The sequence below is a fragment of the Limnobacter alexandrii genome (assembly GCF_005871185.1).
Lineage (GTDB): Bacteria > Pseudomonadota > Gammaproteobacteria > Burkholderiales > Burkholderiaceae_B > Limnobacter > Limnobacter alexandrii.
The window spans coordinates 182,899-198,282 of sequence record NZ_SWKN01000010.1; the positions used below are offsets into that span (position 1 = coordinate 182,899).

General features: G+C 53.2%; 13 protein-coding genes. 6 read left to right on the plus strand and 7 right to left on the minus strand.

What is annotated here, in order from left to right:
- Positions 1–24 precede the first annotated feature (24 nt).
- Positions 25–1,185 (minus strand): efflux RND transporter periplasmic adaptor subunit, encoded by a 1,161-nt coding sequence (locus tag FCS97_RS13990; RefSeq protein ID WP_281283841.1) that lies wholly within the window; start codon positions 1,183–1,185, stop codon positions 25–27.
- Positions 1,186–1,371: 186 nt separating this feature from the next.
- On the opposite strand from FCS97_RS13990, the gene FCS97_RS13995 reads away from it, so the two are divergent.
- Positions 1,372–2,676 (plus strand): NAD(P)/FAD-dependent oxidoreductase, encoded by a 1,305-nt coding sequence (locus FCS97_RS13995; protein ID WP_138519047.1) that lies wholly within the window; start codon positions 1,372–1,374, stop codon positions 2,674–2,676.
- Positions 2,677–2,683: 7 nt separating this feature from the next.
- Here the strand turns inward: FCS97_RS13995 and FCS97_RS14000 are convergent, their stop codons facing one another.
- Genes FCS97_RS14000 through FCS97_RS14015 form a run of 4 tightly spaced genes read right to left on the minus strand, consistent with a single transcriptional unit; the run spans position 2,684 to position 5,011 of the window.
- Positions 2,684–3,415 carry an SDR family oxidoreductase gene (locus FCS97_RS14000; protein ID WP_138519048.1) on the minus strand — a complete coding sequence of 244 codons (732 nt, stop codon included), beginning with the start codon at positions 3,413–3,415 and terminating at the stop codon, positions 2,684–2,686.
- Positions 3,412–3,678, minus strand: a complete 267-nt coding sequence (locus FCS97_RS14005) for a SemiSWEET transporter (RefSeq protein ID WP_138519049.1) — start codon at positions 3,676–3,678, stop codon at positions 3,412–3,414. The genes FCS97_RS14000 and FCS97_RS14005 overlap by 4 nt, the downstream gene beginning before the upstream one ends.
- Positions 3,678–4,631 carry a PA2778 family cysteine peptidase gene (locus FCS97_RS14010; RefSeq protein ID WP_138519050.1) on the minus strand — a complete coding sequence of 318 codons (954 nt, stop codon included), beginning with the start codon at positions 4,629–4,631 and terminating at the stop codon, positions 3,678–3,680. Before FCS97_RS14010 ends, FCS97_RS14005 begins: the two co-directional genes overlap by 1 nt.
- Positions 4,628–5,011 carry a PA2779 family protein gene (locus tag FCS97_RS14015; RefSeq protein WP_246066382.1) on the minus strand — a complete coding sequence of 128 codons (384 nt, stop codon included), beginning with the start codon at positions 5,009–5,011 and terminating at the stop codon, positions 4,628–4,630. Before FCS97_RS14015 ends, FCS97_RS14010 begins: the two co-directional genes overlap by 4 nt.
- Before the next feature lie 133 nt (positions 5,012–5,144).
- Between FCS97_RS14015 and FCS97_RS14020 the strand changes: the two genes are divergently transcribed.
- The 3 genes from FCS97_RS14020 (at position 5,145) to FCS97_RS14030 (ending at position 8,101) form a co-directional block, all read left to right on the plus strand.
- On the plus strand, positions 5,145–5,708 hold the full coding sequence (locus tag FCS97_RS14020; protein WP_138519051.1) for a hypothetical protein: 564 nt from the start codon (positions 5,145–5,147) through the stop codon (positions 5,706–5,708).
- Between the two features lie 334 nt (positions 5,709–6,042).
- On the plus strand, positions 6,043–6,480 hold the full coding sequence (locus FCS97_RS14025) for a TadE/TadG family type IV pilus assembly protein (protein WP_138519052.1): 438 nt from the start codon (positions 6,043–6,045) through the stop codon (positions 6,478–6,480).
- The gene (locus FCS97_RS14030; protein WP_138519053.1) at positions 6,473–8,101 is read left to right on the plus strand and encodes a Tad domain-containing protein; all 1,629 of its coding nucleotides are present in this window, start codon (positions 6,473–6,475) and stop codon (positions 8,099–8,101) included. Before FCS97_RS14025 ends, FCS97_RS14030 begins: the two co-directional genes overlap by 8 nt.
- Positions 8,102–8,105: 4 nt before the next feature.
- On the opposite strand, the gene FCS97_RS14035 is transcribed toward FCS97_RS14030, so the two are convergent.
- Positions 8,106–8,996 (minus strand): DMT family transporter, encoded by an 891-nt coding sequence (locus FCS97_RS14035; protein ID WP_138519054.1) that lies wholly within the window; start codon positions 8,994–8,996, stop codon positions 8,106–8,108.
- A gap of 153 nt (positions 8,997–9,149) precedes the next feature.
- On the opposite strand from FCS97_RS14035, the gene FCS97_RS14040 reads away from it, so the two are divergent.
- Entirely contained in the window at positions 9,150–12,272 is a 3,123-nt protein-coding gene (locus FCS97_RS14040; protein ID WP_138519055.1) for an efflux RND transporter permease subunit, read from the plus strand.
- A gap of 3 nt (positions 12,273–12,275) precedes the next feature.
- A complete protein-coding gene (locus tag FCS97_RS14045) occupies positions 12,276–13,412 on the plus strand; it encodes an efflux RND transporter periplasmic adaptor subunit (RefSeq protein ID WP_138519056.1) in 1,137 nt (378 codons plus the stop codon).
- On the opposite strand, the gene FCS97_RS14050 is transcribed toward FCS97_RS14045, so the two are convergent.
- Positions 13,409–15,334, minus strand: coding sequence for an alkaline phosphatase D family protein (locus FCS97_RS14050; protein ID WP_138519057.1), 1,926 nt, complete (start codon positions 15,332–15,334; stop codon positions 13,409–13,411). The two genes, FCS97_RS14045 and FCS97_RS14050, sit on opposite strands and share 4 nt — an antisense overlap.
- Between the last annotated feature and the right edge of the window lie 50 nt (positions 15,335–15,384).

The window sequence follows — 15,384 nt, forward strand, 5'->3', positions numbered from 1 at the left end:
GGTACTACTCCTGCCAGGCGTTGATTACTTGTTCTCTGAGTCGGAAAGGATTTCTACTTCCTGACCGGCGCGAACTTTCTGAATGCCTTCAACAATCAGGCGATCACCTGCTTGAAGGCCTTTTGCAATCAGCCATTGGTCGCCAATGGCTCTGGCAGTTTCAACGCTTCGTTTTTCAACTTTGTTGTCCTTGTCGATGACAAATGCCGAGGGGGCACCGGTCGCGTCGCGCATGATCCCTTTTTGTGGCACCAAAATGCCGTCATCACGCACGCCTTCTTCAAGCGAGGCACGCACATACATGCCGGGCAACAGTTGCAATTTCGGATTGGGAAATACCGCGCGCAGCGTGACCGTGCCGGTATTTTGGTCGACAGTGACATCGCTGAATTGAAGTTTGCCCTCTTGCGCATAGCTGGAGCCGTCTTCAAGTTTCAAGGTGACCTTGGCGGCGTCTTTGCCTGCACTTTTCAATACACCACTTTCCAGGTCGCGCTTGAGTTGCAACAGTTCAGTGGTGGATTGGGTCAGGTCGACATAGATGGGGTCCAGTTGCTGGATGGTGGTCAGCGGGTTGGCTTGCCCTTGCTGTACCAAGGCACCAGCCGTAATGCTGGAGCGACCAATTCGGCCACTGATGGGGGCGGTTACCTTGGTGTAGTTCAGGTTGATTTGTGCAGATTGAACTGCCGCTTTGCCCGAGGCCACATCCGCTTCGGCCTGCTTCAGCGCTGCAAACGCATCGTCACGTTCCTGTTGGCTGACTGCATTGAGCTTGGCCAGTTCCTGAAAGCGATCATTTCGAATTTTCGCACTGGTGAGGTTGGCCTCAGCTTTTTCAAGCATGGCTTTGGCACTGGCGTATTCAGCCTGGTAAGTGGAGGCATCAATTTGATACAGGGATGTGCCTGCTTTTACATCGCCGCCTTCCTGAAACTGACGAGCCTTGATAATGCCATTCACCTGTGGGCGAACTTCAGCGATCAGGTAAGGGCTGGTTCGGCCTGGCAATTCGGTGTAAAGCGACACAGGCTTGGCAGCCACTTCAAACACACGCACCTTGGGCAGGGCGGGTGCGGCTGCAGCATTTGCACCGCCTTCTTGACTGCCGCAGCCGGTCAGGGTCAACGTGCCAACAGTCAACAAGGCGCTGATGCCCAGCGCCGTTTTTCTTTGATTAATCATGGTACTACCTCGAAATTAGCGATGCGGGAACAGTGAATAGACAAGAGACCTGAATGAACGTTCATTTTTTCATTGAAGAATTTTTATGTCAATTCAGGGTAAACACCTGCGCAGGAACGGGATTTGCTCCAAATCCATGTTGGGTTTCTAATGTGACAAGCGTGTTTTATTTCAGGGAGAAGTTTTTTGGATCTTTCATCAATCGTGATTGTGGGTGGTGGTGCAGGCGGGCTGGAGCTGGCCTGCAAATTGGGGCGAAAGCTTGGTCCGGACCGGGTTACCTTGGTCGATGCCAAGATGTACCACATCTGGAAACCTTCGCTGCACGAGGTGGCAGCCGGTACGCTGGACATTCATCAGGAGGGCTTGTCCTATCCCATGTTGGCCCACAACAATGGTTTTAATTTTGTGCTGGGCGCCATGGAAGGCCTGGATGTACAGACCAAGCAACTTGAAATTGCTGCTGTTCGGGACGATGTGGGCGACGAAGTATTGCCCAAGCGAATGTTGCAGTTTGGAACGCTTGTGATTGCAGTGGGCAGTCAATCCAATTATTTCGGCGTGAAAGGTGCGCAAGACTTCACCATTTCTCTGGATGGACCGCAACAGGCCGAAAGTTTTCGTCTCAAAATGCTGAAACAATTGGCCACGCTTGATTTGCGGAAAAAACTGGACCCATCTGCGAGTCTGGACATTGTCATTATTGGTGCAGGTGCCACGGGTGTTGAGCTGGCCGCCGAACTGCGCGAGGCCAGCCATGTGCACAGCCGCTATGGATTCAGCCGAATTGACGCAGCCAACGATGTGACCATCACCATCTTGGAAGGCGCACCAAGCATATTGCCGGTGTTGCCCGAAAGTGTCTCCAGCGCCGCTTTGCGTTTGCTGGAGCAACGGCACATTAAGGTGGTCAACAATTGCAGGGTGGTTGAAATTTCAGCCAAGCAGGTGGAGGACGCCAGTGGCAATCGCTACAAGGCCGATTTGTGCGTGTGGGCAGCCGGTATAAAAGCGCCAGCGTGGCTGGCCAGTTTGGGTTTGCCGGTGAACCGCAACAACCAGCTGGAAGTGCAGGGCGATTTGCGTGTGAAGGGCGAACAACACATTTTCTCGCTTGGTGATTGTGCCGCCTGCATGCAACCCGATGGCAGCATGGTGCCGCCACGCGCGCAATCAGCCCACCAGCAGGCTGACTACATTTACAAAACCATCATGAATGCAGAACGCGGCAAAGCAGCTTTGGAAAAGCCTTACCTGTACAAGGACCATGGTTCTCTGGTGTCGCTGGGTTCACGCAGCTCGGTGGGCAGTTTGATGGGCGGTTTGTTCAAGGCCAGCAGCATGTTTGTAGAAGGTTTTTTTGCGCGCAGCATGTATGCCAGTTTGCACTTGATGCATCACTACGCGGTGCTGGGTGGCATGAAAACCTTTTTACTGGCCATGGCGCGTTTTCTGCTCAAGCGCGCCACACCGTTGGTGAAACTGCATTAAAAATGAATCAGTGGGCACGCAGATCGTCTACGGCGAGTTTTCCGAAACTCGGGCTGAGCATGTAGCGCACCAAGCGTTCACCCGCCACATCCGGGTTGCTCAGTGAATTGCTGTTTTTCAACTGGACGAATCGTTCTTTGTTGGGAAACAGCAATTCATCCGTTTCACGAATTTGTGTTTGCATTCCCGTGTCGATGACGCCGGGTGCCAGGCTACAGATTGCCACATTGGAAAGCTGGTCTTCCTGTACTGCGCGGGCATGCATGTCGAGCGCTGCCTTGGTGGCGCAATACACACTCCAGCCCGGGTAAGCGCTTTGCGAGGCACCACTGGACACATGCAGTATTCGAAGTTGTTGATGCTCTTGAATGGTCCGGGTAATCATCGCGCTCAGCGCCAAGGGCACTGCAATGTTGAGCTGAACGCTGCGAGAAATGTCGGCTGTGGATTGGGCACTCAATGGCCCTATTGGCGACACCAAACCCGCGTTGTTAATTAAAAGCAATTGTGTTGCGTTTGCAATGAATTCATCCAGCTGTGCGCTGGCTTCAAGCTGCTCCAGTGCCATGGATTGACCCAAATCAAGGCTTATTTGCTGCAGCTTGTCGTTGTATTGGTGCTGAAGTTCAACATGGTGTGATCGGGAAATGCCCAGCACCGCATGTCCTTGTGACAACAATGCGCGGGCAATGCCCAAACCAAGCCCCTTGCTGTGCCCAGTCAAAATTGCTTTGATCATGGTTTTTCTTGATTCAGTTTCAGATAAAGAATGGAGCTGGCCAGCAGCAAAGTAACCGCATTGGCCACCACCACAGGCCATTGCTGTACCAACAAACCGTAAACAAGCCAAAGAAGCACACCCAAACAAAAACACGCGTACATGCCCAAAGAAATACTTCGAGTGTCGCGTGTTTTCCAGCAATAAACCACCTGCGGAATGAATGAGAAGGTGGTGAGTGCTGCGGCCACAAAGCCCAGGGTTTGGGCCCAGTCCAGCTGCATCAATCGGCCTGTATTTTCTGGGCTGTTTCTTTGTAGGCAGCAATGCGCCCACCGCCGATGGCAATCGCTTTGTTGATTGCTGCACGGGCTTCATTCTTGCGGTCCAGCTTGATCAATGTTTCAGCCAGGTTGTTCCAGGCGTCTGCCATGTCGGGGTACACGCCCACTGCTTTGCGGTAGTGTTGCTCGGCTTCAACATAATTGTTGGCGCCGTATGCCAGGTTGCCCAAGCCGAAGTGAAACCAGGGCTCGGTGGGCCAGGTTTTTGCCCCTTGCTGGTAGGCTTGCCCGGCTTTTTCCGCGCTGGATCGTTCCAGTGCCACTGCAGAATTCAAATAACCTTGTGCATTCACGTAGGCCGGTGGCTCAACAGTGGTTTTGATCACTGTAAAGCCCCAGTTCTGGGAGCGCTCCCAAAGTTTCAGGAAGGTGGCCACCGGGATCAATTCCCTTTCCTTGGGACCAGAGCGCAAAATCATGCTGTTGCTGCCTGGTTCGTAACCCACCACCACGGCGTAATGCCACTGCGGGGCAACCGGCAATGAAAGGTTCAACAAAACCACCACGGGCGCGCCAGCATTCAGTGCATCGAACAGGGCGGGCAGTTTGGGTTCTATTTGGTAACTGAGGTAGCCAAGCCTGCGCGGGGCGGCCAGCATTTCAAGTTGCAAGCTGCCTTGGCGACCTGGCAGGTACACCAGTTCAGCCAGTTTGTTGGGCTCAGTATTTTCACCGGCATGGTTCAGCACCATGGCCAGCGTGGACGGGCCGCAATAAAACTCTTCCTGTGCGAAAAACGGCACATTCTTGAGTTCAACAGGGGCTTGGGTCTGGACTGTGTTTTGAAGGTCTTGCGGGACTGTCGGCAATATTGAACAAGAGGCCAACAGCGCTGCAAGTACTGCTGAGCCCGCCAAGCGGGCCCAGGCGGTACTAGGAAAACGTGATTTCATCGAACGGAACGGGTGAACGGAAATACCTTGGTCAGGCCAAGAATGTCAGTTACCAACAAAATAATGAAGACAGTAAATAGTACACCAACAATACCGGCACCTGCAGGTGCGTTCTCAATGTGGGCTGCCAGCTTCTGTGCTTCTTCTTCTGTCATGGAATCCACACGTGCCTTGGCCACTTCAGGGCTTACGCCGTGTGCCTGCAGTGCCTTGGAGATGTCTTCACGGTCAAAGAATTGTTTGAGTTCGGAGCGGTCTTGTTGATGCATGGCCACCGCTTCTTCGGTGCTCACAATTGCTGCGTGGGCCGGTGCCACGATAAAGCTGCTTGAAAAGCTCAACAAAACTGCCATTGCCGTTGCGCGCATAGTTTTAGTCATTTTATTACTCCATCATTCTTGTGTGTGGGAAAGACCATCATAGGGTTAAACGAGCTTTACTGCTCATTTATTCCGAGTCAACCAAACGAAGGCCTCCGCGTTTTAGTTGACATCACCGCAAGGAGGATTTGTGATGAAAAACCGATTATTCAGAATTTTTTCGGCCAGTTTTGCTGTTTTGACTGGTCTTGCCTTGGCTCCCATGCAGGCCCAAGCCGTCAATATCTCGATTGGCGTGGGTGGGGAAGTGCTTCCCGGCGTGTACGGGTCAGTCAATATTGACAATGGGCGCTACCCCGCGCTGGTGTATGCAGAACCTCTGATTGTGACTCGCCCCTCGCGAATTTTGTCCCCGGTTTACTTGCATGTGCCCCCCGGGCACCTGAAGAAGTGGGGCCGATACTGTGGTCGCTACGGCGCATGTTCACGCCCTGTGTACTTTGTGAAGTCGCGTGATTACTACGATTTCAGCCCACGCTACATTGAACAGCGATATGTGTACCGCGACCGTATTACCTACGTAAACCGTGGTGGTTACGACCGTCGCGATTATTACGACCGCAGGGACTATGATCGCCGTGATTACGATCGCCGCGAGTACCGCCGCGACCATGATCACCGTGGCCATGGAAAACACTGGAAGCATGACAATCGAGGCCACGGACATGGCAAGCATGGTCGGGGTCGAGGTGACTAAGTTGTAAACAATTCGTTTTAGTTTGAATTCATAAAGCCGGCTGCTTCAGCCGGCTTTTGTTTTTTTACCGCCGTGAGTTAATCATTTGTAAGTAAAAATCTGACATGATGTCGGTGCTTTTGTCGTTGATCAATTGTTTGTTTGATTTTTGATTTGATATCGCGATAACGTTTATCTAATTGAAATATAAGCGAAATATTTTTCTTTTACCCAAATAAGAGGGTAAAATTCAGTCTATTCATTCCTATTATTTGCAGTGTTGGATGGCAAAGTGATTAGGTAAAATTTGGTTTAACACTTTTTGACTAACCCATTCGACAAAGACAATCCAATCATGAAGATCCGGTCAAAATTACGTCAACGTGGTGCGCTCATGATCGAGCTGGTGCTGACCCTGCCCATTTTGTTGGCTGTGATTTTCGCGATTGTCGAATATTCAGTGCTGTTGGGCGCCATGTTGATCATGAACAACACCACCAGTGAGGCAGCACGCCAGGCCACCGTGTACAGAAGTGGTTTTTCGGCGGGTGATTACGAAAACCTTGCGCAGGACGCGCTGGAAGATTTGCTTCCCACCTACGTGGGGTCTTTCCGTGAAAGTGTTGTGCCCTCGGTAAATTCGTTTGCCTGCGGTGACTCCACTTGTCTTCGGGTACGCCTTGACTACCCCAACTACAGTGGCAACCCTTTGGTGGGCAATTCCTTTTTTATCCCCTTGCCCGATAATTTGTCGGCCGAGTCCACCACACGTGTGGAGCCCAACGATGGTTAAACCAAGTTCACAGCAATCACAACGCGGTGCCTATTCAATCCTGACCGTGTTTGTGCTCATCATGAGCATGGGTGCATTTGGTGTTTTGGCCGTAGGTCACATGGCCTGGGAGAAAACCCGCCTGCAGGGCGTGGCTGATCTGATTGCTTTAACCGCAGCACGGCAAATGGCCAATGGCCCTGAGTTTGCTGAGGCGCAGGCCATTGCCCTGGCCAACGGCGTCAGCCAGGATGATGATTTGACCATTGAGTGCATTATCGACAATGCACCCACCAACGATTGCGACAACTCCATTACCAGTCGGGTCACCATTGTTCGCCCGGTCAATGGTTTGCTGGTGTTTTTGCCCAATCGAGAAGTGTCGGTGCTGGCCGAAGCCACCGTGGCGCCCACTGTGGTGGGCTCGGTGTCCAGTGGCCTTGTCAGCGTGGACACCAATCAATCTGCCCTCTTGAATGGTTTGTTGACTGCTTTGGGCGGCGGCGCAATCAACTTGAATGTGGCCCAATGGGGCAGCTTGTTGGGCAGCGATATTCGCGTTGATTTGTTGGCACTTTCCACTGAACTGGGCGTGGCCAATGTGAATGATTTGTTGTCCTTGAACCTGTCGGCATTGGGTTTACTACAAGATGCTTTGCTGGTGGGTGATGCCGATGCAGCCGACAAAATGGAAGTTGAAGGCATATTGAGTGCCTTGAGTGGGCCGTTGAACAATGTCAATGTGACCTTGGGCGATTTGTTGGCCCTCGATTTATCGGGTCGAACCAACACCACTCTGGATGTAAACCTTGGGCAACTGGCGCAAGTAACCTTGTTGAATGCAGTTGAGGGTGTGGGCTACGTACTGCCTATTTCATCCGGTTTGCTGAACCTGGACGTGGGCGTGAACATTCTTGAAGCACCCCAAGTGTTTGTTGGCCGAAAAATGCCCTATAAAAATCCGATTGCCACTGCCCGAACAGCCCAGGTGGCCCTTGACGTTCGGGTTCGTCAGCCTTTGAACCTGAACCTTGCACTGGTGAACTTGAGTGCACTTGACCTTGGGCTTCAACTGCGCGTGGCCGGTGGCTTGGCTGAAGTGAATGAACTGACCTGCCGGTATCCACGCACCACAAACAACATGGTGATGACGGTGGTGCCCGCAGTGGCCGAGGTGTGTATCTCAGACAGTGCGGGTAACCTGAACACCACGGTGGGTTCACTGGAGTGCGGTGCACCCGCTGACATCCTGAATGTGAATTTCCTGGGCTTGGTCAATGCCGGCGTCACACTGGCCGCCGAGACCAGTTTGCGTTCCGATCCTGTTCAGCACAGCTTTGACGGGGTTGCACCTTTCAGTGAAACCGTCGAGTTAAGTGTGGGTGAAAGCCTGGGCAATTTGTTGCAAAACACTGAACTGGACCTAGGTATTGAGCTGCCACTCGTAGGGCCGCTGATCAATGGAGTGGTGAATGGCTTGGTGAATTTGTTGCTCAATGCGCTTGAACCAGTCTTGAGTCCTATCCTGGGGCTGGTTGGCAATATTCTCGATGGCTTGTTGCAGGTGCTGGGCGTGGATTTGAATACAGTCACGGTGAACGTGGATTCCATGGACTGCCAAAGCGTTGTGCTGACCCGATAAGCCCTTAATCGGGTGCAACCGTTTGCGCTTTCTGCAGTCCGTATACCGCTGCAAGTGCAGTGCCGGCCAACACCACCAAACCGCCAATCAAGGTGTGCCAACCCACGGTTTCACCCAGAAACAAATTACCCCACAGCACACCAAACACCGGCGTCAGGAAGGTCACAGTGAGTGCTGAGGTGGGGCCAATGTCCATCACCAGCCTGAAATACAGCAAGTAGGCCACGCCACTGCACAACACGCCAACGCCCAGAATGGCCAGCCAACTGCTGACCGCCGGCATTTGCTCTGGCAGGTTGAAAGGTACAAATGGCAACAAAATGAATGAACCCAACAGCAGGCAACCAAAGGCATTGGTTAGCGGGTCAATGTCGCTACCCAAATACTTGGCCATATTCGTGGCAATGCCGTAACAGGCCGCAGCAGCCAGTGCAGCAGCCACACCCAACCCTGTGCCTTCGGTATTTAGTGTGGCGGCATCAAAACCTACAATAATGGCCACACCCAACAAGCCCAACACCAGTCCAAGCAAAGCCATCGGCGATGGTACGGCACGCGTCCACACCAGGGCCACCAGGGCAGCCCAAATCGGGGCGGTGGCGTTGATGATGACAAGTACCGAGGCTGTCACAGTAAAGGATGCATATGCGACCAGTGTAAAGGGCAGGGCCGAGGCGAATACCGCAATCGCCGCAATCAATTTCCAGCGTTTGGCCACCTGCGTTTCTTTCCGGGTGATTGCAAACAACAGGCCCAAAAACAAAGCGCCAAACATCACACGAAGGGCAGCCATGAACGTTGCTGCCATGTCGGCCGCTGCAATTTTGTAGAAAACAAACGACGAGCCCCAGATCATGGACAGCAACAACAATCGCAGCGCACTGGCTTGACTCATGGTTTTCAGCAGGTAGTGAGTGAATGCGCAAGTATGCTTAAATTAGCGATCCCTTTGCGGGGATTCGAGAATTATTCTCAAAAATTTTGAACATTTTCGGGCAACGGCGCTCAAAGTGGGCTGTGCAAAGAAGCAGCAGTTAAAGGACTAACAATGTGGTTGGTGAAGTACGCATTGCGAAGGCCCTACTCGATGGGCGCGCTGGCAATCCTCGTGTTCATTTTGGGTTTGTCATCCCTGCGGCAATTGCCCGTCGATATTCTTCCTGAAGTAAAAACCCCGGTTGTGAATGTGGTGTGGACCTATCAGGGTTTGAATGCCCGCGAAATGGCCACGAAAATTACCTCCTTCTCTGAATTGGCCTTGCTCAACAACGTGGACAATGTGAAGGAGATTTCCTCTGAAACATTCAACGGCGTGGGTCTGGTTCGGGTGGTGTTTCAGAACAATGTAGAAATTGATGTGGCCTTATCTCAAGTGGGGGCCATTTCCCAAACCATCTTGCGCCGCATGCCTGCTGGCACCAGCCCGCCCATCGTGGTTCGAAATTCGCTTTCCAGCCGCCCAATTCTCAGCATGGTCGTGTCTTCCGATACGCTCAGTCAAAGCCAACTGGCCGACTACGCCCGCATTCAACTGCGCGGCCAGGTGCAAAGCATTGGTGGCATGCGGCTCACCTTGCCTTATGGCGGCGCGACCCGCCAAATCATGATTGATTTGAAGCCCGATGCCTTGCCCGCCTTTGGACTTTCCGCAGCCGATGTGGCGCAGGCGGTGAACCAGCAAAACCTCACCTTGCCCTCAGGCAATGTGCGCGAGGGCGTGCGTGACATGCAAATTTCCGTGGATGCCAGTCCGGAAAGTGCGGAAGTGTTCGCCAACCTGCCCATCAGTGCCAGAGACGGTCGAATCATCAAATTGCGTGATGTGGCTGATGTGCGCGATGGGGGCGCCATTCAAACCAACCTGACCCGTGTGGATGGCAGCAGTGCGGTGTTGGTGTCGATGATCAAAATTGGCGATGCATCCACCACCGACATCATCAAGAAAGTGAAAGAACGTTTGCCGGAAATCCAGGCGGCGGCCCCGGCTGGCGCGAAAATTACACCGATTTTTGACCAGTCTGTGTTTGTACAAAGTGCAGTTGACATCATCGCCAAGGAAATTTTGATTGTTGGTTTTTTGGTCGGCTTGGTGGTGTTTGTCTTCTTGGGGTCGATCAAGTCCAGCCTGATTGTGTTGGTGTCCATTCCGCTTTCGCTGTTGGTGGCGGTAATCGCAGTCAAACTGACCGGTCACACGCTAAACCTCATGAGCCTTGCTGGCCTTGCCCTGGCTGTGGGTATTCTGGTGGACAACGCCATGGTTGAAATTGAAAACATCAACCGCAACATTGGTCTGGGTTTAAGCGCGCCGCAAGCCGCGCTGGCGGGGGCAAAGCAGGTGGCGTTCCCTGAATTCGTGTCCACCCTGTCTACCTGCATTGTGTTCACACCCATCTTCCTGCTCGAGGGCATTGCAGGCTATGTGTTTCAGCCATTGGCAATCACTGTAATTGCCGCGCTGGCCGCGTCGTATTTCTTTTCAAGAACCGTGGTACCCACCTTGGCTGCTCTGAACTTGGGCAAGAACGACAAACATTACAAAGGCTTTCACAAACTTGAAGCGTCCATTGACCGCCTGGGCGATGGCATTGCCAACCGCTTGCCAGGCTTGCGTGCGAAGTGGCCCGTGGTGGCCTTGGTGGTGGTTTTGATTGTGGCCAGTGCGGGAACCCTTTTGGCGATTAGCCCGCAGCAATATTTTCCGCGCACCGATGCAGGTTTGTTGAAACTTTACGTGCGTGGGCCAGCCGGCACACGCGTTGAAGAAACTGCCAACAACTTTGCACAGGTGCAAACCACCATTCGTGAATTAATACCGTCGGATGAGGTCAAGCAAATTGTGGAGCTGATTGGCCAACCTGACCCGGTGAACATGTCGTGGGTGGACACCATGACGATTGGTGGATTCGACGGCGAAATGCTGATTGAGTTGAACCCGAAAAAAGCCAGTACGTTTGAGTATCAAAGCTTGTTGCGCAGCGAGCTTAATCAACGTTATCCCGATTTCAAATTTTTGTTTTTGCCAGCCGACATTACCAATCAAACCTTGTCTGGACTTACGCCAACTTCGGCTGAAATTCGGGTCATAGGTCGTGATGTGCCCGGAAATATGGGCATTGCGCAAGACCTGCTCAAAAAATTGAATGGCTCGGAAGAGATCAGCGATTTGATGCTGCGGCAGGTGGGCAATTTGCCAGAATACGTGGTGTCAATAGATCGCGACAGGGCGCTGGCTTTGGGTATTACCTCTGCTGATGCACTGCAAACCCTGTTGGGTGTTTTGGGCACAGGTGGCACTGTGGCACCCAGTTATTGGTCCGATCCCCGAGCCGGTATTTCCTATGTGGTGCAGGTGCAGGCTCCTTTGCAAACCATCAACTCAGCAGAGGATTTACTTCGTTTGCCGATTACAACGCCGAGTGGAGAAAGTATCCAGTTGGGTGCGATTGCCAGCATTACACCACGCACAGTGCCGGCCACGGTGGTGCGTTCAACCTTGCAACCTGTGGTGAGTGTGTTGGCCAATGCCCCCGGGGACAATTTAAAGGTACTGGCTTCCCAGTCTCAGGAGGCCGTGGCCGAGTTGCAGTCGCGCTTGAAGCCCGGCAATAAAATCGAAATTAACGGACAAGCCACCGCAATGACCGAAGCCTTCCGCGAATTGGCTGTTGGCTTGCTGGGTGCACTGGCCCTGATTGTGTTGGTGATGGTGTTCAATTTTCAATCTTGGGTGTTGCCCTTTGTGGCCTTGAGCAGTTTGCCTGTGGCTTTGTCGGGTGCTGTGGCTGCACTGTATGTAACCGGAACACCCATCAGTGTGCCTGCACTCATGGGTTTGATCATGACCATGGGAATTACCACCGCCAACAGTGTGCTGCTGACCTCTTTTGCGCGCGATGCCTGGGCGCAGGGCATGGGCGCTTGGGAGGCAGCCTTGCAAACCGTGCGTCAGCGAATTCGGCCAATTTTGATGACCGCACTGACCATGATTGTGGGCTTGATCCCCATGGCCACTGCCTTGGGGCAAGGTGCTGAGCAAAATGCGCCACTGGCCCGCGCTGTGATTGGTGGTCTGATGACTGGTTCGGTGGCCACGCTGATTCTGGTGCCTTTGATTTTCACCTTTGCGATGAAAAACGCAGTACCCGGCAAACCGCTGGTCGAGGAGTAAACCGTGATTACGACAAACGTGAATAAACAGTTCTTGATTGGAACCACGCTGGCTGTGTTGCTTGCAGGTGGCGCAGGCTTGGCCTACTGGGGTCATGATGCCAAAGCGAATCTGAAGCCAGGTTCGGAACAACCCGGTATGCCGGTGGTGAATATAGTGCAGCCAAAGCTGTCCGAAGCCAGCAGCGAAATTCAATTCGCTGCACGGCTTGCTCCCTTGCGCGAGGCCAGCCTGTTTGCCCGCAGCTCCGGTTTTATTGAAGCCCGTTATGCAGACATCGGAACCCGTGTGAAGGCAGGCGAAGTGCTGGCCCGAATTTCAGCACCTGAGCTTGAGGCATCACTGAATTCAGCACGGGCTGCCGTGAAGCAACGTGAAGCTGAACTGCTGGTTGCCACACGCAATCGCGAGCGTGTGGAGCCTTTGGGAACAGCGGGCGCGGTATCGGCCCAGCAGGTTGATGAGTTGATGGCGGTTGAGGAAGTGGCCAAAGCAAATTTGAGTGCTGCCAAAGCCGAAGTGGCTCGTTTGCAAAGTGAAGTGGCTTACCTCACATTGAAAGCACCATTTGATGGCGTAATCACCGAGCGAAACGTCGACCGCGGCGACAGGGTCAGCCCGAACGACACAATGATGCTGTATCGCATTATCAACAGCGATGTAATTCGTGTACAAGTGGATGTACCGCAACCCCAGTTGTTTCGCATCGAGCAAGCCAATGAAGCCAGTTTGAGCATTGCCGAGCGCCCTGGGCAAATGATTCCCGTGAGCTTTAAACGCTCATCTCAAGAATTGCGTGCAGACACAGGCACTGTGCGCATTGAATACGAATTCGACAATCGAGAACTCGCCTTGCCTGCCGGCTTGAATGCAAGTTTGAAAATAGAATCGAACGGCAAGGGCAAGAGCGTGACGGTGCCTGCCAATACCATTGTGTATCGCGATGGTGGTGCAACCGTGGTGGTTTTGAATGCAGACAACCAGGTTGAGTTCAGGAAAATTACCCTGGGCAAAAACTTCCCCACCACCGTGGAGGTGTTGCAGGGGGTGAGCATTGAGGATCGCGTTGTGGTTAATCCCAATGCCTTGCTGAAACCGGGGCAACAGGTTGAAGTGGCACAAGCTGCTGCCCAGGTTTAATGTGCTTCGTCTTCCATCCGTTTCCGGAATTCAATGGTGTCGCCATCGGCGAGTAGCTGGGTAATTTTTACTGGGGCACCTGCGGCATCGAGGGTGAGCAAGCCCACACCGCTGCCGTTCACCAGCCGTTCACCGCGGCTGCCATGGTCGGGCTTGCGTGGCACAATTCGCATTTTTCTGCGTTTGGTAAACCAGTTCAGTGGTGACCACGGGGCATACAACCACCGGTTCAAACGGTCGAGAATATCGAGCAGCTTGCGCGGGAATTCATTTCGGAAACCACTGCTGGTAATTTGCCAAATATTGGGGCTGTTTTTCTTGCTGCGAAGTTCTACTTCATAGGCGAATGAGTAGTGCACATCGCCGGAAAGAATCACAAAGTTTTGCGGGGTTTTGCCGTGCCGAAACAGGTTCAGCAAGGTGTTGGCCGCGCCTCGGTGTGCCATCCAGTTTTCGGCATCGACCATCAAAGGTTTGCCAAACCAGGTAAATACTTTCTGAATGGTTTCAATCAGTTTGACCCCAAACATGGGGGCAGGGGACACCAGCAAAACAGAGTCGTGACCCAGCAATTTTTGCTGCAGTTCGGACAGTGATTCCCAGTCCATCAAGCCCGAAGGGTGCGCCGGGTTGAATTCCGAGCGCCAGCGATTCGTGCGTGTGTCGATCACCATGAGCGCTGGTTTGGTGTTCCAGGTGTATTGCCAGCCCCGAAAGGCGATCAGCTCGGAAATGAGGTCCTCATGCGTTTCTTCGCCCGGCAGTTGAAGGGCTTCATCGCAGCGCTTCATCATGTCGTCAGAAAAGTTTTCTGGCGCATTGCCCCATGCCTGGCACACAAGGTAAGCCACCAGTGCATTGCCAATGATGCGGCGTGAGAAAGGCTCTCCGTAAGCAGTTTCTTCCCACTCCGCGCTCAGGTTCCAATCGTCGGTGATGTCGTGGTCGTCAAACATCATGGCCACTGGAATGTGGGCCATCAAACGGTGCACACAATCCAGTTCCGCGACGAATTCCTCCATCGCTTCCAGTTGCGTCTCATAGCGTTCTGCAAACTCGGTGGGCACATCGGCCGGAATGGTCATGTCTGTGTAGCGCCAGGGTATGGGCGACCACACCAACAGGTACATGGCCATGACTTCAGCCAGGGAAATAAGGTGGTTGCGGGCGCTGTCGGTGGTGAACACCGGTTTTTTAACCCCCGTAAACAACACTGTGCGAATGTCTTTGTTGGTTTTTGTTTTGGGCAGCAACTGGTCGCGGGTGTAGTAATGCGGTTGTTCGCGGTGCAGGGTGTGGCTGCTTTCCAGTTGCGTGCCGGGCAGGGGCTCAGCGGGTGAACCCAGTTCATCCAGCAAGCGGTGTATTGCAACCAGCATGGGGCCGGCCACATCGTCGGTGTAAATTTGATCACCACCCATCATCAGCAGCGCTGGCCACTCGGTGGGTGTGTTCGCCAGTTCCAGCAAATGCTGGTCAGCCCGAACCAGGCCGTCGCCTGCAGAATTACCTTCCTTGCGTGCGTAATGCGGCTTTCGGCAAGAGCCATGCAAAACGCTTTTCACCTGGCTGTGAATGACAAACCCCAAGGTACTTTTGCCGGGGTAGAGCAGGTGGGGGGCTTCTTGGGTCAGGTTGATCCACTCGCCATTTGTGCCGTGCCTGTAGCTGAGCTCGTAACCCACCCAAGTGTCGGCCGGCAAGGGCATGTTCAAGGGCAGATCGATCAGGTGAATGTAGTAGTGAGCGGCCACTTTCAATTCACGGCAATGGCTGCGAATTTCATGCACTTGTGAATCGTGTTTGTCTGGAAACAGGGCAAGCCGCCATTGCACCGGCTGCGAAGTGGCCAACCAAAGGGTGATTCGCTCGCTTTGCATGCGACGCAACACGGGGCCGGCCAAAAGGGTGTTGATGCTCATACTGCGATTGGGGTGAGGTGTGGGAAAAATACACAAACCTCATCAACGTT

Coding starts and splice junctions, on each gene's coding strand:
- FCS97_RS14035 (WP_138519054.1), bottom strand. CDS start 8,996: ATGAGTCAAGCCAGTGCGCTGCGATTGTTGTTGCTGTCCATGATCTGG.
- FCS97_RS14030 (WP_138519053.1), top strand. CDS start 6,473: ATGGTTAAACCAAGTTCACAGCAATCACAACGCGGTGCCTATTCAATC.
- FCS97_RS14005 (WP_138519049.1), bottom strand. CDS start 3,678: ATGCAGCTGGACTGGGCCCAAACCCTGGGCTTTGTGGCCGCAGCACTC.
- FCS97_RS14000 (WP_138519048.1), bottom strand. CDS start 3,415: ATGATCAAAGCAATTTTGACTGGGCACAGCAAGGGGCTTGGTTTGGGC.
- FCS97_RS14040 (WP_138519055.1), top strand. CDS start 9,150: ATGTGGTTGGTGAAGTACGCATTGCGAAGGCCCTACTCGATGGGCGCG.
- FCS97_RS14010 (WP_138519050.1), bottom strand. CDS start 4,631: ATGAAATCACGTTTTCCTAGTACCGCCTGGGCCCGCTTGGCGGGCTCA.
- FCS97_RS14015 (WP_246066382.1), bottom strand. CDS start 5,011: ATGACTAAAACTATGCGCGCAACGGCAATGGCAGTTTTGTTGAGCTTT.
- FCS97_RS14050 (WP_138519057.1), bottom strand. CDS start 15,334: ATGAGCATCAACACCCTTTTGGCCGGCCCCGTGTTGCGTCGCATGCAA.
- FCS97_RS14020 (WP_138519051.1), top strand. CDS start 5,145: ATGAAAAACCGATTATTCAGAATTTTTTCGGCCAGTTTTGCTGTTTTG.
- FCS97_RS13990 (WP_281283841.1), bottom strand. CDS start 1,185: ATGATTAATCAAAGAAAAACGGCGCTGGGCATCAGCGCCTTGTTGACT.
- FCS97_RS14025 (WP_138519052.1), top strand. CDS start 6,043: ATGAAGATCCGGTCAAAATTACGTCAACGTGGTGCGCTCATGATCGAG.